The 15982-nt window shown below is 71.9% G+C and carries 13 protein-coding genes and 1 tRNA gene; 9 read left to right on the forward strand and 5 right to left on the reverse strand.

The features are described from left to right. Positions 1-77 precede the first annotated feature (77 nt). Complete coding sequence (locus IO24_RS0100845) at positions 78-1037, reverse strand: D-2-hydroxyacid dehydrogenase family protein (RefSeq protein ID WP_031130660.1); 960 nt, start codon at positions 1035-1037, stop codon at positions 78-80. Between the two features lie 215 nt (positions 1038-1252). Continuing rightward, positions 1253-1325: transfer RNA gene (locus IO24_RS0100850), tRNA-Arg, on the reverse strand. A gap of 321 nt (positions 1326-1646) precedes the next feature. Here IO24_RS0100850 and IO24_RS0100855 point away from each other — a divergent pair. The 5 genes from IO24_RS0100855 (at position 1647) to IO24_RS0100880 (ending at position 8860) form a co-directional block, all read left to right on the forward strand. After that, on the forward strand, positions 1647-3254 hold the full coding sequence (locus tag IO24_RS0100855; RefSeq protein ID WP_031130661.1) for a dynamin family protein: 1608 nt from the start codon (positions 1647-1649) through the stop codon (positions 3252-3254). Positions 3255-3257: 3 nt separating this feature from the next. Beyond that, entirely contained in the window at positions 3258-5078 is a 1821-nt protein-coding gene (locus IO24_RS0100860; RefSeq protein WP_031130663.1) for a YfjP family GTPase, read from the forward strand. Positions 5079-5457: 379 nt separating this feature from the next. Then, positions 5458-5934: a single-stranded DNA-binding protein gene (locus tag IO24_RS0100865; RefSeq protein ID WP_031130665.1), complete on the forward strand. Its 477-nt coding sequence runs from the start codon at positions 5458-5460 to the stop codon at positions 5932-5934. Positions 5935-6208: 274 nt separating this feature from the next. Further along, the gene (locus tag IO24_RS0100870; protein ID WP_031130667.1) at positions 6209-7618 is read left to right on the forward strand and encodes a Cys-Gln thioester bond-forming surface protein; all 1410 of its coding nucleotides are present in this window, start codon (positions 6209-6211) and stop codon (positions 7616-7618) included. A 399-nt stretch (positions 7619-8017) separates the two neighbouring features. Next, the gene (locus tag IO24_RS0100880) at positions 8018-8860 is read left to right on the forward strand and encodes a phosphotransferase (RefSeq protein WP_078898855.1); all 843 of its coding nucleotides are present in this window, start codon (positions 8018-8020) and stop codon (positions 8858-8860) included. Here the strand turns inward: IO24_RS0100880 and IO24_RS0100885 are convergent. Continuing rightward, positions 8817-9416 (reverse strand): GNAT family N-acetyltransferase, encoded by a 600-nt coding sequence (locus tag IO24_RS0100885; RefSeq protein WP_045295869.1) that lies wholly within the window; start codon positions 9414-9416, stop codon positions 8817-8819. The genes IO24_RS0100880 and IO24_RS0100885 overlap by 44 nt on opposite strands. Positions 9417-10317: 901 nt before the next feature. Here IO24_RS0100885 and ettA point away from each other — a divergent pair. The 3 genes from ettA to IO24_RS0100910 are packed head-to-tail and all read left to right on the forward strand — an operon-like array spanning position 10318 to position 13067. Continuing rightward, the gene (gene ettA, locus IO24_RS0100900) at positions 10318-11982 is read left to right on the forward strand and encodes an energy-dependent translational throttle protein EttA (RefSeq protein ID WP_031130678.1); all 1665 of its coding nucleotides are present in this window, start codon (positions 10318-10320) and stop codon (positions 11980-11982) included. 6 nt (positions 11983-11988) lie between these two features. Beyond that, a complete protein-coding gene (locus IO24_RS0100905) occupies positions 11989-12402 on the forward strand; it encodes an acyl-CoA thioesterase (protein WP_031130681.1) in 414 nt (137 codons plus the stop codon). After that, positions 12399-13067 carry a DUF8185 domain-containing protein gene (locus tag IO24_RS0100910; protein WP_031130683.1) on the forward strand — a complete coding sequence of 223 codons (669 nt, stop codon included), beginning with the start codon at positions 12399-12401 and terminating at the stop codon, positions 13065-13067. The genes IO24_RS0100905 and IO24_RS0100910 overlap by 4 nt, the downstream gene beginning before the upstream one ends. A 19-nt stretch (positions 13068-13086) precedes the next feature. Here IO24_RS0100910 and IO24_RS0100915 read toward each other — a convergent pair whose 3' ends face one another. Further along, the gene (locus IO24_RS0100915) at positions 13087-13500 is read right to left on the reverse strand and encodes a globin (protein WP_031130686.1); all 414 of its coding nucleotides are present in this window, start codon (positions 13498-13500) and stop codon (positions 13087-13089) included. Positions 13501-13559: 59 nt separating this feature from the next. On the opposite strand from IO24_RS0100915, the gene IO24_RS0100920 reads away from it, so the two are divergent. Next, positions 13560-14543, forward strand: coding sequence for a methyltransferase domain-containing protein (locus tag IO24_RS0100920; RefSeq protein ID WP_031130689.1), 984 nt, complete (start codon positions 13560-13562; stop codon positions 14541-14543). A gap of 3 nt (positions 14544-14546) precedes the next feature. Here the strand turns inward: IO24_RS0100920 and IO24_RS0100925 are convergent, their stop codons facing one another. Further along, positions 14547-15965: an FHA domain-containing protein gene (locus tag IO24_RS0100925; protein WP_031130691.1), complete on the reverse strand. Its 1419-nt coding sequence runs from the start codon at positions 15963-15965 to the stop codon at positions 14547-14549. Positions 15966-15982 lie beyond the last annotated feature (17 nt).

Below are 15982 nucleotides of genomic sequence, written 5' to 3' on the forward strand. Positions count from 1 at the left end.
CCCCTTGAGCCCACCCGCACAGCGGGCCATGGCCGGGACCCGATACCGGGTCCCGGCCATGTGCGTGTCTTTGACCGTCAAGGCAGCCGTCGTACGGGCGCGCCGGCGAGGAACGCGCGGATGTTCTCGACCGCCTGCCCGTAGTACGTCGCGTAGTTGGCCTGGGAGACGTAGCCGAGGTGCGGGGTGGCGAGGAGGCGGGGGGCGGTGCGCATCGGGTGGTCGGCGGGCAACGGCTCGATGTCGAAGACGTCGACGCCGGCGCCGGCGATCCGGCCCTCGTGCAGGGCGCCGAGCAGGGCTTCCTGGTCGACGATGGCCGCGCGCGAGGTGTTGATCAGGTACGTCGTCGGCCTGAGGAGGGCGAGTTCGGCAGGCCCGAGCAGTCTGCGGGTGCGGTCGCTCAGCGCGAGGTGGATCGAGACGAAGTCGCTGCCGGTGAGGAGGTCCTCCAGGGAGGGGGCGAGTTCGACGCCGAGCTCGTCGGTGCGCTCCGCGGTGAGGTTCTGGCTCCACGCGCTGACGTGCATGCCGAAGGCGAGGCCGACCTGGGCCACGCGGCTGCCGATCCTGCCGAGGCCGAGGAGCCCGAGGCGCCGGCCGTGCAGGTCGGCGCCCACGGTGGACTGCCAGGGGCCGCCGGAGCGCAGGGCGTTGCTCTCCTCGACGAGGCCCCGGGCGAGGCCGAGCAGCAGAGCCCAGGTCAGTTCCACGGGCGGGGTGGAGGAGCTGGCCGTGCCGCACACCGTGACGCCGTGCTCAGCGGCGGCCGCGTAGTCGATGACCGAGTTGCGCATGCCGGAGGCGACGATCAGTTTCAGCCGGGGCAGACGGGTGATCAGCGACCTGGGGAACGGCACGCGCTCCCGCAGGGTCACCACGATGTCGAAGTCGGCCAGTGCCGCGGCCAGGGCGCCCTCGTCGGCGATGTGGGTGTCGAAGAGGACGACCTCGACGTCGTCCGCGATCGATGACCAGTCGGCGACCTCGGTCGCCACCTTCTGGAAGTCGTCCAGCACAGCACAGCGCAGCCGCACGGCGGTCCCTTTCCGGGGTCGGGAGGGGTCGGCGAGGCCGACTCTACGACGTGCGGATCGGGCGCGGCGAGGACGGGCGGCGGCTCCCACCGGTATCAGCCGGCAGCCCCGGAGCCCGACCTTGATCACCAAGAGGGCGTCCGGGGCCTCGCCGTACGGGCTGGAACAGGCCCTGACCAGCAAAAAGCCCTCCCGGACGGGAGGGCGGAGACTTGCGCCCCCGGCAGGACTCGAACCTGCGGCCAAGCGCTTAGAAGGCGCCTGCTCTATCCACTGAGCTACGGGGGCCGGGTGTGGTGGCCTCTGTCGTGGTGCCCGGGTGTGGGCCGATCCGTGACGTCGCCGGGGACAAGGATAGGGCTCCCGCGTCCTTGTCCCTGTTGCTTCGCCTCCGTGGCTCGATGTGGAGGTTCAGTGAAGCGGTCCTGATAATCGCAGGCAGGTACGAATCGTGCATCGCTTTTGGCGTCAGAGGCATCGGGTGTTGTGCACTCGTTATGCCTGGAGTGTGCCTGTGTCCCAGTCGTCCCTTCCATCCCTTGTGTTCCGTCGGCGCGCAGACATGCTCATATGCTTCAGAATTCCCCTAAAATTGGGCATTCTTCACATGTGGTGACCTTGGACGTACGGCCTCAGCTGCTCGACGCACTCTCCGCCCTGCGCGACCGTGTCGCCGCCGCGCGCTTCCCGCTGCCCCTGGCGGGGGCCCGACGCGCGCGTGCCAACCGCGACGAACTCCTCGCGCAGCTCGACGACTACTTGGTGCCCCGGTTGCGGGATCCCGAAGCACCGCTTCTGGCCGTCGTGGGCGGGTCGACCGGAGCCGGGAAATCGACACTCGTGAACTCCCTCGTGGGACGGCGGGTCAGCGAGGCGGGCGTGCTGCGGCCGACGACACGCACCCCCGTGCTGGTCTGCCATCCGGAGGACCACCACTGGTTCAGCGGGATGAGAGTGCTGCCCGACCTCACGCGTGTGTGGGTGCCCCAACAGGACTCCACCGACGACCTGCTGCTTCCCGGCGAGAACCCCGCGCGCGTGCTGCGCGTCGAGACCGCCGACACACTCCCGCCCGGCCTCGCCCTCCTCGACGCGCCCGACATCGACTCCCTGGTCTCCGACAACCGCGTCCTGGCCGCCGAACTCATCTGCGCCGCCGACATCTGGGTCATGGTCACCACTGCCGCCCGCTATGCCGACGCCGTCCCCTGGCACATGCTGCGCACCGCCAAGGAGTACGACGTCACCCTCGTGACCGTGCTCGACCGTGTGCCCCACCAGGTCGTCAACGAGGTGTCACGGCAGTACGGGGCCCTGCTCACCAAGGCCGGGCTCGGCGAGGTACCGCGCTTCACCGTGCCCGAGCTGCCCGAGTCCGCCTGGGGCGGCGGCCTCCTGCCGGCCTCCGCCGTCGCCCAGTTGCGCACCTGGCTGGTCCACCAGGCCCAGGACCCCGCGGCCCGGCAGCACGTCCTCGCCCGCACGGCGTACGGCGTCCTCGACTCCCTGAAGTCCCGGATGCCCGAGCTCGCCGGTGCCGCCGCCGCGCAGTACGCCGCCGCACTACGGCTCACCTCCGCCGTCGAGGGGGCGTACGACAGCGAGCACACGCGCATGCGGGGCCGGTTGCAGTCCGGGGCCGTGCTCGCCGGCGACGCGCTCAAGCGGTGGCGTGCCTTCCCTCTGGACTGCACCGCCGCCGAACTCCTCGACGCGCTCGTGGAAAGCCTCAGCGCCCTGCTGCTGTGCGCCGTCACCGCCGCCGACGAGCGCGTCGACGACGCCTGGCGGCGTGAACCGGCGTCGGCCGCCCCGGAACTCGCCGCACGCGAACCCGCGGCGGACAGCGCCGAGCACCGCATCGGACTCGCCGTACGGCGGTGGCGGCGGGAGCTCGAGGAACACGCCGAGGACGAGGTGCGCGAACTGGACCGGAACCTCGCGCCCGACCCGGAGCTGGTCGCCGCCCTGGTCGCCACCTCCCTGCTGGGCGGCCGCCGGGGCCGGATGGCCGGGGAGGGGCTCGCCGAGCGGATCGGCGCCCATGGCGCGCTGCGGCTGCGCGACCGGGCCGGGCGGCTGCTCACCGAGCACGTGAACCGGGTCCTGCACGCCGAACGCGAGCGCCGGCTCGCCCCGCTCGACGCGCTCGGCGTCCACCCCGAACCCCAGGCCGAACTCATCGCCGCGCTGTCCGTACTGCAGAAGGAGAGGTGACCGGTGACCGCCGTCACTGACCAGGACCCCACCGATCACGCCGATCAGCCGGACGACGACGCGCACAAGGCGGGAAGCGCCGCCGCCCGGGGCGCCTCGGACGGCGAGCGCGCGACACGCACCGACTCCACCGAAACCTGGGACGACGGGCTCATCGCGCGCCGGGTCAACGAGACAGCCGAAGGAGACCGGTTCCCCATGACGGACCACCGCTCCGCCGTTCCACCGGCGGTGACCCCGCTGGTGTACGAGGGGTCGCTGCGCTCCCGCCTCGAGGCCCTGCGCGAACTCGTGGGGCTCTCCCGCACCCGCCTGGACAGCCGGACGCTCTCGGAGGCCGGCCGCGTGCTCGACGAGGCGGCCGCACGGCGCAGGCTCTCCGGACAGCACACCGTCGTCGCCATCGCGGGCGCCACCGGCAGCGGCAAGTCGCAGCTGTTCAACGCGCTCGCCGGGGTGACCATCTCGGAGACGGGCGTACGCCGTCCCACCACCGCCGCGCCCATCGCGTGCAGTTGGAGCGACGGGGCGGCCGGCCTCATCGAACGGCTCGGCATCCCGCCCCGGCTGCGCCGCCGGCCGCTGCCGACCGGGGACGGCGAGTCGCCGCTGCGCGGACTCGTCCTGATCGACCTGCCCGACCACGACTCCGCGGCCGTACAGCACCGCCGGCACGTGGACCGCATCCTGGCGCTCGTCGACGCGGTCATCTGGGTCGTCGACCCGGAGAAGTACGCCGACGCCGTCCTCCATGAGCGCTATCTGCGGCCGATGGCGGCCCACGCCGAGGTCATGTTCGTCGTCCTCAACCAGGTCGACCGGCTGCCCGGGGAGGCCGCGGAGCAGGTCCTCGACGATCTGCGGCGGCTCCTCGACGAGGACGGCATCGCCCTCGGGGAGTACGGCGAACCGGGCACGACCGTGCTCGCGCTGTCCGCCCTCACCGGGGACGGGGTCGGAGAACTGCGCGAGGTGCTCGGCCAGTTCGTCTCGGAGCGCGGGGCGCCGAACCGCCGCATCTCGGCCGACGTGGACATCGCCGCCGCGCGGCTGTGGCCCGTCTACGCCACCCAGCGGCGGACGGGGCTCAGCGAACAGGCCCGGGAGGAGTTCTCCGACCGGCTCGCGGACGCCGTGGGCGCCACGGCGGCGGGCGAGGCGGCCGAGCGGGCGTGGCTGCGCAACGCCAACCGTGCCTGCGGTACGCCCTGGCTGCGGCTGTGGCGCTGGTACCAGGACCGCGGCGAGCCCACCACGGGCCGGCTCCCCTCGCGCACGCAGGCCGACGAGGAGGCGACCGCACGCCAGCGGGTCGAGCAGGCGGTACGGACCGTGGCCGATCGGGCCTCGGCCGGGCTGCCGACGCCCTGGGCGCAGGCCGTGCGGGAAGCGGCCGCTCGCGGCTCGCAGGGGCTGCCCGAGGCGCTGGACGAGCTGACCGCGCGCGCGGGTCTGCCCGCGGGGCGGCCGCCGCGTCCGGGGTGGTGGCCGGTGGCCGTCCTCACCCAGGCGTCCATGACGATCCTGCAGTTCCTGGGCGGGCTGTGGCTGCTGGGCCAGATCATCGGGGTCATGCCGCCGAACCTGGGGGTGCCGGTGCTGCTGATGGTGATCGGCATCGTCGGCGGCCCGCTCATCGAGTGGAGCTGCCGGCTGGCGGCCCGCGGCCCGGCCCGGCGCTACGGACTGGAGGCGGAACGCCGGTTGCGGGAGGCGGCGGCCGGATGCGGCAGAGCGCGGGTCCTGGATCCGGTGGCGGCGGAGCTGCTGCGGTACCGGGAGGTCCGGGAGCAGTACGGGAGGGTGGTGGGTGCGGGGCGGTGAGGCTACGGCGGTGCGGGACGCGCCGGGTGGAGGGACGCGCCGGGTGGAGGGGGGCGCCCGGGTGGTGGCGAGGCTCCGGCGGTGAGGCTGCTGCCGGGCAGGGGGCTGCGGCTCGGGGATGAGACTGCTGGCTGCCGGGCAGGGCGGCGGTGGCTCCGGGCGAGGCGGCTGTGACGGGCCGCAGGGGGTGGCGTCGGTGCTCCGAGCCACCCGGTGTCACCCCTGCGGGTGGCGGCGTTGTCCACAGGCGGGTGGTGATCCACAGCGCTCAGCGGGCCCGGCCCGGCGGCGGCAGTCTGGCAGACGCAGCCGTACGGGACGGGCCCGTACGCGTGTCGGCCCGGTGCGTTGCCGTGATCCGGGCGAGGGAGGGTTCGCGATGAACGAGACGATGGTCTGCGCGGTCGGCAGGGTGGCGACGCAGCCGGTGTACCGGGAGGTGGCGTCCGGCCCGTCTGCGAGGTTCCGGCTGGCGGTGACCGCGCGCTACTGGGACCGCGAGAAGAACACATGGACGGACGGGCACACCAACTTCTTCACGGTGTGGGCCAACCGCCAGCTGGCCACGAACACGGCGGCGTCGCTGACGGTCGGCGAGCCCGTGATCGTGCAGGGCAGGCTGAAGGTGCGGACCGACGTACGCGAGGGGCAGAGCTGGACGTCGGCGGACATCGACGCGGTGGCCATCGGCCACGATCTGGCCTGGGGCACCTCGGCCTTCAGGAGGGCGGGCAAGCCGGACACGGCACCCTCGCCGACGCAGCCCGAGCCCAACTGGGAGACGCCGCCGGAGGGCTCTGCGGAACCGGCGGGCGCGCAGAACCAACACGCCCCGGAGCCAGCTGTATTGACGTGACGTCAATCGCCCCGCCGCCTGCCCGGACTGCGGCTTATCGACGAGTGCACACCGAACGGCCAGGGGTGGATTTGTCGATAAGCCCTGCTCGTCGGGGATCTTGCGATAACGATTCCGAGTCGGATCACTCGTCCGGCGGTCTGACCGGCGGGCGGCGTCCCCCGCGTCCCTAGGATGCCGGACATGGCTGTCGGGACTCTTGTGTCCTGTGAGGCTTCTGATTCTGCTGGTGGGACCGTCCCCCCACGTCAACGGGTCCTGCTCGAAGGGGAATTTGGTGTTTGCGTTCTCTGAGCTGTTCGTACGCAGGCGAGGGGCCGCCCGCCTCGCCACCGCGACAGTGGTGTCCGGGCTCGTCGCCGCCGGCGGGCTGGCCGGTGCCGGCCGGGCGGCCGCCGATGAGACGACGCGGAGTCAGGGCGGAGCGGCCGCGACGATAGGCGGCCTCAAGACGTACGGCGCGGCCGTGATACACGCCGGCACCGGCGATCAGGAGATCTCGGCGGGCCTGTTCGAGATGTCCGTCGACGGCGGCGGCATGCTGCAGACGTACTGCGTCGACCTGCACAACCCCACGCAGCGGGACGCCAAGTACCACGAGACGCCCTGGAGCGGCACGTCCCTGGGGGCCAACAAGGACGCCGGTAAGATCCGTTGGATCCTGCAGAACTCCTACCCGCAGGTGAACGACCTCACGACGCTGGCGCGGAAGGCGGGCGTGCGGGGTGCGCTGACCGAGCAGGACGCGGCGGCCGGCACACAGGTTGCGATCTGGCGCTACTCGGACGACGTGGCCGTCGACGCCCTCGACCCGCAGGCCGAGCAGCTCGCGGACTACCTGGAGAAGAGCGCCCGCACGCTGCCCGAGCCCCGGGCCTCGCTCACCCTCGAGCCGTCCGCGGTCTCCGGCCGGCCGGGGGAGCGGATCGGACCGGTGACGGTGCGCACCAACGCCGGCAGCGCGACGGTCACCCCGCCCGCGGACGCCGCCACGAGCGGCGTGCGGGTGGTCGACAAGCAGGGCAAGGCCGTCACCTCCGCGTCCGACGGCGGGCAGGTGTTCTTCGACGTCCCCGAGGACACGGCAGCCGGCACGGCGGAACTGACCGTGCAGGCCTCGACCACCGTGCCGGTCGGCCGGGCCTTCGCCTCCGAGAACCGCAGCCAGACACAGATCCTGGCCGGCTCGAGCGAGTCGACGGTGTCCGCGACGGCCGGGGCGACCTGGGCGAAGCGGGGCCCGATCCCTGCGCTGACGGCGGCGAAGAACTGCGCCGAGGGCGGCGTCGACATCATCGCGTCCAACCAGGGCGACGAGCCGTTCACCTTCGAACTGGCCGGTCTGGAGCACACCATCGCCGCGGGCGAGTCCCGCACGGTGACGGTCCCGCTCCAGGAGGACCAGGCCTACGACTTCACGATCCACGGCCCCGGCGGCTTCGAGAAGCGTTTCACCGGCATGCTGGACTGCCAGACCCGTGGCAGCGACACCGGCACCACCACTCAGACCCTCAGCGAACCGAGCCCGGCGACGGTGGGCGGCACGGCCACGGACACCAACCTCGCCGAGACGGGCAGCTCGGAGATGACTCCCCTGATCGCGGGCGTCGCCATCGGCCTGGTCGTGATCGGCGGGGCGACCCTGATCGTGCTGCGGCGCAGGGAGTCGACGGCGGGGGAGTGACCCGGACGAACGCCGCTTCAGCCCCCGGACAGTAGGTGTCCGAGCGGCCGGCCCGGCTCACGCGTGAGCGGGTGGTCGGCCGCATCGGATGGAGGGCTCAAACGGTGCTCATCAGGGCGCGACGGCACGAAGCCAATCCGCGAGAGGGGCGAAGTCGGCGGCCAGGAGGCCCTTGGACGGGCCGACGCGGTGAAGCAGCGACGGTCCTGGGTGGCCGGCGGCGACCCACTGGCGAACCATGGCACTGATCTCGTCGTCGACCCAGATGAACGGACCCTCGACGTCGAGGAAGAGAAGGGGGCGCTCCAGGTCAGCCCAAAGACGTTGCCCAGGCTCGCCTAGGTGGACAAGGATCTGTCGCTGAGGCGCAACAGGGCCCAGGAGGGGAAGGGGGGCGGTGTGGAGCCATCGGAACTTCGCCGCGCGGTTGAGGCAGGACGGGCGACCGCTTCGGAGCTGGGCCTTCAGGTCGACGATGTGGTCGTCATCCACAACTCGGACCGGGTCGTGCTGCGTCTGGTCCCGTGCGATGTTCTGGCTCGGGTCGCACCTTCGGCGCATCTGGCTGATTCCGAGTTCGAAGTAGAGGTTGCCCGGCGTCTCGCCGACGTCGACGCTCCGGTGGCCGCGCTCGAGCCTCGGGTCGCGCCTCGAGTCCATGTGCGTGATGCCTTCGCCATCTCGCTCTGGACCTACTACGAGCCTGTGGGGTCAGAGATCACGCCGACCGACTACGCAGACGCGTTCATGCGCCACCACGCCGCCCTGCGTCAGATCGATCTGGACGCACCGCGTTTCACCGACCGAGTCGCCGCGGCACTGAGAGAGGTGAACGACCATGAGCGTTCCCCTGAGCTGCCCGCATCCGACCGGGAACTCCTCAGCGACACACTCAGTGGTCTGAGCGCCGCGATCGGCATCGACACAGCCGGCGACCAGCTGTTGCACGGCGAGCCGCACCCGGGCAACCTCCTGAACACAAGGAGAGGGCCGCTTTTCGTAGACCTCGCCACCTGCTGCCGAGGACCGATCGAGTTCGACCTCGCCCATGCGCCCGAAGAAGTGGGACAGCACTATGCGGGGGCTGACAAGGACCTGATTCACCGGTGCCGCGCCCTGAACTGGGCGATGTTCTCGGCCTGGCGCTGGCGCCGGGACGACCAGATGCCTGATCGGGACCACTGGAGGGTGGAGGGGCTCAACCTGGTTCGTGCTGCACTCGATCGCTGCGGGCTGGGCTGAACTCGAGCGGACCGGACGGCGCGACCGGGGACCTCACGCCGAACCACTGCTCGGCGCCGTACTCCTCGAACCGCTCCACCTCGGTGAACCCCATCCTCCTCGCGAGGCGCAGTGCGCGGTCGTTGGCGGTCTGCGTGCAGAGCACCACCGGCTCGCCGGGAAGCGCGTTACCGAACCAGTCGAGTGCCGCTGCGCACGCCTCGGCGGCGTACCCGCGCCCCCACGCCTCCGGCAGGAGCATGTAGCCGAGCTCGGCCTCTCCGGCACCCGGACGAACGTGTCCGGGACGCTCGGCCTCGCGCCGATCGAGAGTGATCATGCCGATCATCGCTCCGTCGAGATCGATCACGAAGAGGCCGGGGCGCCGCCCGGGCACCTCAGGCACTGCGCGTGCGAGCTCAGCACGCGGCCGGGGGCCGCCGATGTAGGTACCCACCTCTGGCGACGCGAACAGCTCGATGAACGCCGCACGGTCCTGGGCGTCGGACTCGCGGAGTACGAGCCGTTCGGTCCTGATCGGGGCAGGCGGCCAGGCGACGGGCCCGAGTCCGGTCATGGCGGGGAACCTATCGCAAGATCAGCCGGCGGATCTTCGGTGTGGTGCCTACCTGGTCGGCTCAGCCGGACAGGTGATCCAGCAGGACGGCACTTCCGTCTTCTCGGACAGCCCTCAGACCTGCGAGGGGGCGTACCCCGGCACCAGGATGACCTGCCCAGGCGTCCTGGACTTCCCGAGCGAGGGCGGTGCCCAACCGCCCGTGTACGTCTGCGTTGCCGAAGCCACGGGTGCTTGAGCGGGGCAACGACGAGCACAGCCGTTGCCAGGCCGAGTCGGCAGTGCTGTACAGCAACCGTGGCGTCGGACGGCCTCGCCCGTGCCGGACAAAGCAGCCCGATCATGCCGCAGAGAGGAACGCATAGAGCAGGCGGGCGAGATCCTGGGATCGACCAACGCCTACCACCTCCGCTACCAAATGCTGATCATCGCTCCTGCGCAGCTCGGTGACGCGGCCGACCAGGCGTTCATGCGTGTCCGAGACCTACGAGACCGGTTCGACGGGCCCGACATAAGCGCAGACTCCCTCCGCAGGGCAATGCGAGCCGACCTGACCACAGGCTGATGGCCGTGGTGGGCCGAGTGGACGCAGGCTCTTCGAGGATGGCCCTCTGGGCGCGTCGGCGGCCTGAAGGGGCGAGGGCGGTCGGCCTGCGATCAGGCAGTAGTAGCGGAGCTCCCCCGATGCGTGCTGCCGAGTGATCACCTCCGCGCCGTCCCAGGGCCGTGTGGGGCTCCGGGCCGATCAACGACGACCGACAGTGACGGGTGAGTCCAGCTGTCCGCAGCGAACCCCCAGGTCACAGCCCCCCGGCCTTACGCGTTTCCGCCCAGGCCTGGCGGTACGGCAAGATGGGGTGTATCTGCCCACTGCCAGTTTCAAGCTGCCGGACGGTTTCTCTTGGCTGAGTTCATTTACACCATGCGCAAGGCGCGCAAAGCGCACGGCGACAAGGTGATCCTCGACGACGTGACGACCAGCTTCCTGCCGGGGGCGAAGATCGGCGTCGTCGGCCCGAACGGCGCCGGCAAGTCGACGATCCTGAAGATCATGGCCGGCATCGAGCAGCCGTCCAACGGTGACGCCTTCCTCACTCCGGGTTACACGGTCGGCATCCTGCTCCAGGAGCCCCCGCTGACCGAGGACAAGACCGTCCTGGAGAACGTCCAGGAGGGTGTCGCCGGGATCAAGGGCAAGCTCGACCGGTTCAACGAGATCGCCGAGCAGATGGCGACCGACTACACCGACGAGCTCATGAACGAGATGGGCAAGCTCCAGGAGGACCTCGACCACGCCAACGCGTGGGACCTGGACGCCCAGCTGGAGCAGGCCATGGACGCCCTGGGCTGCCCGCCCGGCGACTGGCCCGTCACCAACCTGTCCGGCGGTGAGCGCCGCCGCGTCGCGCTGTGCAAGCTGCTGCTGGAGCAGCCCGACCTGCTGCTGCTCGACGAGCCCACCAACCACCTCGACGCCGAGTCGGTGAACTGGCTGGAGCAGCACCTGGCCAAGTACCCCGGCACCGTCGTCGCGGTCACCCACGACCGGTACTTCCTCGACAACGTCGCCCAGTGGATCTGCGAGGTCGACCGCGGTCGCCTCTACCCCTACGAGGGCAACTACTCCAAGTACCTGGAGACCAAGGCCGCCCGCCTCAAGGTCGAGGGGCAGAAGGACGCCAAGCGGCAGAAGCGGCTCAAGGAAGAGCTGGAGTGGGTGCGGTCCAACGCCAAGGGGCGGCAGGCCAAGTCCAAGGCGCGTCTGGCCCGCTACGAGGAGATGGCCGCCGAGGCCGACAAGATGCGGAAGCTGGACTTCGAGGAGATCCAGATCCCGCCGGGCCCGCGCCTGGGCAGCGTCGTCGTCGAGGTCAGCAACCTCAGCAAGGGTTTCGGCGACAAGCTGCTCATCGACGACCTCAGCTTCACGCTGCCGCGGAACGGGATCGTCGGGATCATCGGCCCGAACGGTGCCGGTAAGACCACCCTGTTCAAGATGATCCAGGGCATCGAGGAGCCGGACTCCGGCGCCATCAAGGTCGGCGACACCGTCAAGATCTCCTACGTCGACCAGAGCCGCGAGAACATCGACCCGAAGAAGTCGCTGTGGGCCGTCGTCTCCGACGAGCTGGACTACATCAACGTGGGCCAGGTCGAGATGCCGTCGCGTGCCTACGTGTCGGCCTTCGGGTTCAAGGGGCCGGACCAGCAGAAGGCGGCCGGCGTGCTCTCCGGCGGTGAGCGCAACCGGCTGAACCTCGCGCTCACCCTCAAGCAGGGCGGCAACCTGCTGCTCCTCGACGAGCCGACCAACGACCTCGACGTCGAGACCCTCTCCAGCCTGGAGAACGCGCTGCTGGAGTTCCCGGGTGCGGCCGTGGTCGTCTCCCACGACCGGTGGTTCCTGGACCGGGTCGCCACGCACATCCTCGCCTACGAGGGCGAGTCCAAGTGGTTCTGGTTCGAGGGCAACTTCGAGTCGTACGAGAAGAACAAGATCGAGCGGCTCGGTCCGGACGCCGCCCGTCCGCACCGCGCCACCTACAAGAAGCTGACCCGGGGCTGATCGATCTTGCGGCACATCTACCGCTGCCCGCTGCGCTGGGCGGACATGGACGCGTACGGCCACGTCAACAACGTGGTGTTCCTCCGCTACCTGGAGGAAGCCCGTATCGACTTCCTGTTCCGCCCGGAGAAGGACTTCAAGCAGGGGTCCGTGGTGGCACGCCATGAGATCGACTACAAGCGCCAGCTCGTGCACCGGCACCACCCGGTGGACATCGAGCTGTGGGTCACCGAGATAAGGGCCGCATCCTTCACCCTCACCTACGAGGTGAAGGACGACGACCAGGTCTATGTGCGGGCCTCGACGGTGATAGTGCCGTTCGACTTCGAGACGCAGCGCCCGCGCCGGATCACCGCGGAGGAACGGGAGTTCCTCCGCGAGTACATGGATGACGCCGAGGAGGAGGCCGTCGCCGCATGACGGTCCTCCACCTCGCTGACGAGGGGGAGGCGGCGGATCTCGCGGCCTTCCTCTCCCGGCTGCTCCACTACGACCGTGGGGCAGCGGTGCGTCTGCAGGCCGCGGGCACCGCACTGGCCGTGTTCGGGCGGCCGCCGTCCTTCGAGGTGCTGGCCGTGCGGGCGGTGCGGCTGGCGAAGCCGTACGAGAAGGGGCTCGAGGCCACGCTGGACGTGACCGTGTCCGCCGGTGAGTTCCTGGAGTCGGTGGACGAGAAGGCCGGCACGGCGCTCGTGCCGGGGGCGGTGACCGGGCCGCCGTGGGCGGGCGTGCTGCCGCCGCGCGGTGGCTGGCGGGCCGAGCCGGGGCTGCCGGCGCCGGACGCCCTGCGGTCCCTCGTGGCCGCCGTCGTCGCCGAGTTCCGGTCCCGTACGCAGGAGTTGCCCTCCGAGCGGCGGACGCGGAGCGAACTGGACCGGATCGGACACGACATCTGGTCCCGTACGGTCGCGGACACCGGGCTCCCCGTCCGGGCCGTGCATGCCGCGCAGTCCCTCGGCTTCCTGCGGCCGGGAGCGCCGCCGGCGCTGTTCTCGTCGGGCGCGTGGCTGAGGCTGCGCACGCCGTACGGATCCGTCGCCGTACGACGCGCCGGACTCGGGGCGCTGGACGTCAGCGTCCGCTGACCGGGCCCCCGGGCGGGCGTCAGCCCGCGGTGTTGACCATCGAGGCAGCCGCGTAGGTCAGGTAGTTCCACAGCGTGTGCTCGTGTTCCTCGGACAGGCCGAGCTCCTCGACGGCGACCCGCATGTGCTTCAGCCACGCGTCGTGCGCCGCGCGGTCGACGGCGAAGGGCGCGTGCCGCATCCGCAGCCGCGGGTGGCCGCGGTTCTCGCTGTACGTCGTGGGGCCGCCCCAGTACTGGATGAGGAACAGCGCGAAGCGCTCCTCGGCCGGGCCCAGGTCCTCCTCGGGGTACATGGGCCGCAGCAGCGGGTCCTCGGCGACTCCCTCGTAGAACCGGTGGACGAGCCGACGGAAGGTCTCCTCCCCGCCGACCTGCTCGTAGAAGGTCTGCTCCTGAAGCGTGCCGCGCCGAATCTCATTCACGCGATCCATGGTCTCAGACGCCGCGGCATAGGACCCAGGACCTAGGACCCTGCCCCTACTGTGGAGACATGGGCGGCCACGCATCCGGCAGGGAACTCGACGGTCTCGCCGCCGCCGCGCGGGCGGCGCTGGTGCGGCGGATCGAGGAGAGCGGCGCCTGGGCCGCCGATCCGGGCTGGCGGGAGGCCTTCGCGGCGGTCCCGCGGCACCTCTTCGTGCCGTACTACTACGTCGGCGTCGCCGGCGGCTACGAACGCCGCTGGGGGGAGAGCACCGACCCCCGGGCACGGGAGCGGTGGATGCGGGGAGCCTACGAGGACACCCCGCTGGCCACCCGGCTGCGCGACGGCGAGCTGCTGTCGTCCAGCAGCCAGCCGTCCCTGATGGCGGACATGCTGGCCGCGCTGGGCGTCGCGGACGGCCATACGGTCCTGGAGATCGGCGCCGGTACCGGCTACAACGCGGCGCTGCTGGCCCACCGGCTGGGCGACGACAAGGTCACCACCGTCGACCTCGACCCGGAGATCACCGAGTCGGCCCGCCGGCATCTGGCAGCCGCCGGGTACCACCCGGCCGTCGTCACCGGCGACGGCGCCCGGGGCGTGCCGGAGCGCGCGCCGTTCGACCGGATCATCGCCACGTGTGCCCTGAGCACCGTCCCGCGCGCCTGGGTCGCCCAGAGCCGCCCCGGCGGCCGGATCCTCATGCCGCTCGCCACCGGCCTGATCGTGCTCACGGTGACGCGCGCCGGGCACGCCGAGGGGCGTTTCCTGCACACGCCCGCCTACTTCGTGCCGCTGCGCGGCGCCGGCGGGCCCGGGGGCGAGCCGGTCCAGTTGGGCGGGGTGCCGCGCCGGGCCCGGGAGGACGAGCTGTTCCGCTTCCTGCTGGCCCTGACCCGCGGCAGCCTCGACCCGCAGGAGGCGCACGCGCTCTGGGAGCAGGAGGGCAGGCCGCAGCGCGAGCGCTACGGCATCACCGTCAGCGGTGAGCGGGAGTGGGCCTGGCTGGACGACCCGGAGGGGCCGTACGTCTGGCCCCTCCCGTCGTGACGTTCAGCCGCGCCGGATCGTGATCGTCGTCCAGGCGCCCACGTGCACCCGGTCGCCGTCCTGGAGCGGTACGGGGACGAACGGCTGGATCGGGTCCTCCGACCCGTTGACCGTCGTGCCGTTCGTCGAGTTCTGGTCGACGACCGCCCAGCTGCCGTCCGGCTGCTGCACCAGCACCGCGTGCTGGTGCGAGACGCCCGGGTCCTCCGGCGGCACCGACAGATCGATGTCAGGGGACTCGCCCGTGGAGTGCCGGCGGCGGCCGATCGTGAGCTGGTTGCCGGTGAGCGTGCGCTGCTGCTCGGGCGAGTACGCGGGCAGGTTCAGACCCGCGGCCTCCGGGCCGGAGCGCTGCATCATCGCCATGAAGTAGTCGCGGTCCGGGCCGATGGTCGCGGTCCACGTCGTCGGTCCCTGCGGCGCCTGCGGCTGCTGCGGGAAGCCACCGGGGCCGGGCGGGGCCTGGGTCGCGCCGGGCTGCGGGTAGCCGTAGCCGCCCTGGCCGGGGCCGCCGGGACCGCCAGGGCCGCCCGGGCCGGACGACGGCGGGGGGATCACCCAGTCGTCGTCACCGCCGAAGGACGGGCCGCCCTGCTGCGGAGGCCGCTGGGTCTCCTGCGGGAATCCGGGCGGGGCCGGCGGGCCGGACTGGTAAGCCTGCGGAGCGCCACCGGGACCACCGGGACCACCGGGACCGCCGTGGCCACCGGGACCGGGCGGGGGCGGGACCGGCCGGGAGGGGTCGGTACCGAAGCCGCCGGGGCCGCCAGGGCCGCCGGGACCACCGGGGCCGGCCGGGCCGCCGAAGCCACCGGGACCGCCGGGGCCGGGCGGGGGCGGGGCAGCGCCGGGCTGCGGGTAGCCGTAGCCACCGCCCTGCGGGCCGCCGGGGCCGCCGGGGCCGCCGGGGCCGCCGGGGCCGGGACGGCCCGACGGGTCGCCGCCGAACGGAGGGATCGGCTCGGCCGGGCGGTTCACCTGCGACGGACGAGAGCCCTGGTGCTCGTAGGAGTCACCGCCGCCGTACGACGGACCGGGCGGCGGGCCGCCCTGCCGGCCCGGCGGCTGGAAACGCGCGCCGGGGCCGGGCGGCGGGGCCGCGGGGGTGTACGACGTCGCCGTGTTCGTCAGGAAGTTCCACCGGCACTCCTCGCAGAACGGGGCGCCGCCCTCACGCGGCGTACGGCACTGCGGGCAGAGCTCCGGCTCGGCGTTCGGTACGGCGGACAGGTGCGGCGGACGCCCGCCGGGCTGGCCGCCGGGGCCCTGGGGGCCGCCCTGGCCGGCGGGGGGCGGGAAGCCGTAGCCGCCGGGCGGGGGCGGCGGGGGAGGAGGCGGAGGCACGGCACCCGCCATGCGGTGACCGCAGACCTCGCACCAGTCGTCGGAACCCGACTGGTGTCCGTTCGGGCAGGTCGGCATGTCGGCGCGTCCCTCCT

It is taken from the genome of Streptomyces flavovariabilis (assembly GCF_000725785.1).
Lineage (GTDB): Bacteria > Actinomycetota > Actinomycetes > Streptomycetales > Streptomycetaceae > Streptomyces > Streptomyces hawaiiensis.

Coding starts and splice junctions, on each gene's coding strand:
- IO24_RS0100865 (WP_031130665.1), top strand. CDS start 5,458: ATGAACGAGACGATGGTCTGCGCGGTCGGCAGGGTGGCGACGCAGCCG.
- IO24_RS0100885 (WP_045295869.1), bottom strand. CDS start 9,416: ATGACCGGACTCGGGCCCGTCGCCTGGCCGCCTGCCCCGATCAGGACC.
- IO24_RS0100910 (WP_031130683.1), top strand. CDS start 12,399: ATGACGGTCCTCCACCTCGCTGACGAGGGGGAGGCGGCGGATCTCGCG.
- IO24_RS0100915 (WP_031130686.1), bottom strand. CDS start 13,500: ATGGATCGCGTGAATGAGATTCGGCGCGGCACGCTTCAGGAGCAGACC.
- IO24_RS0100920 (WP_031130689.1), top strand. CDS start 13,560: ATGGGCGGCCACGCATCCGGCAGGGAACTCGACGGTCTCGCCGCCGCC.
- IO24_RS0100925 (WP_031130691.1), bottom strand. CDS start 15,965: ATGCCGACCTGCCCGAACGGACACCAGTCGGGTTCCGACGACTGGTGC.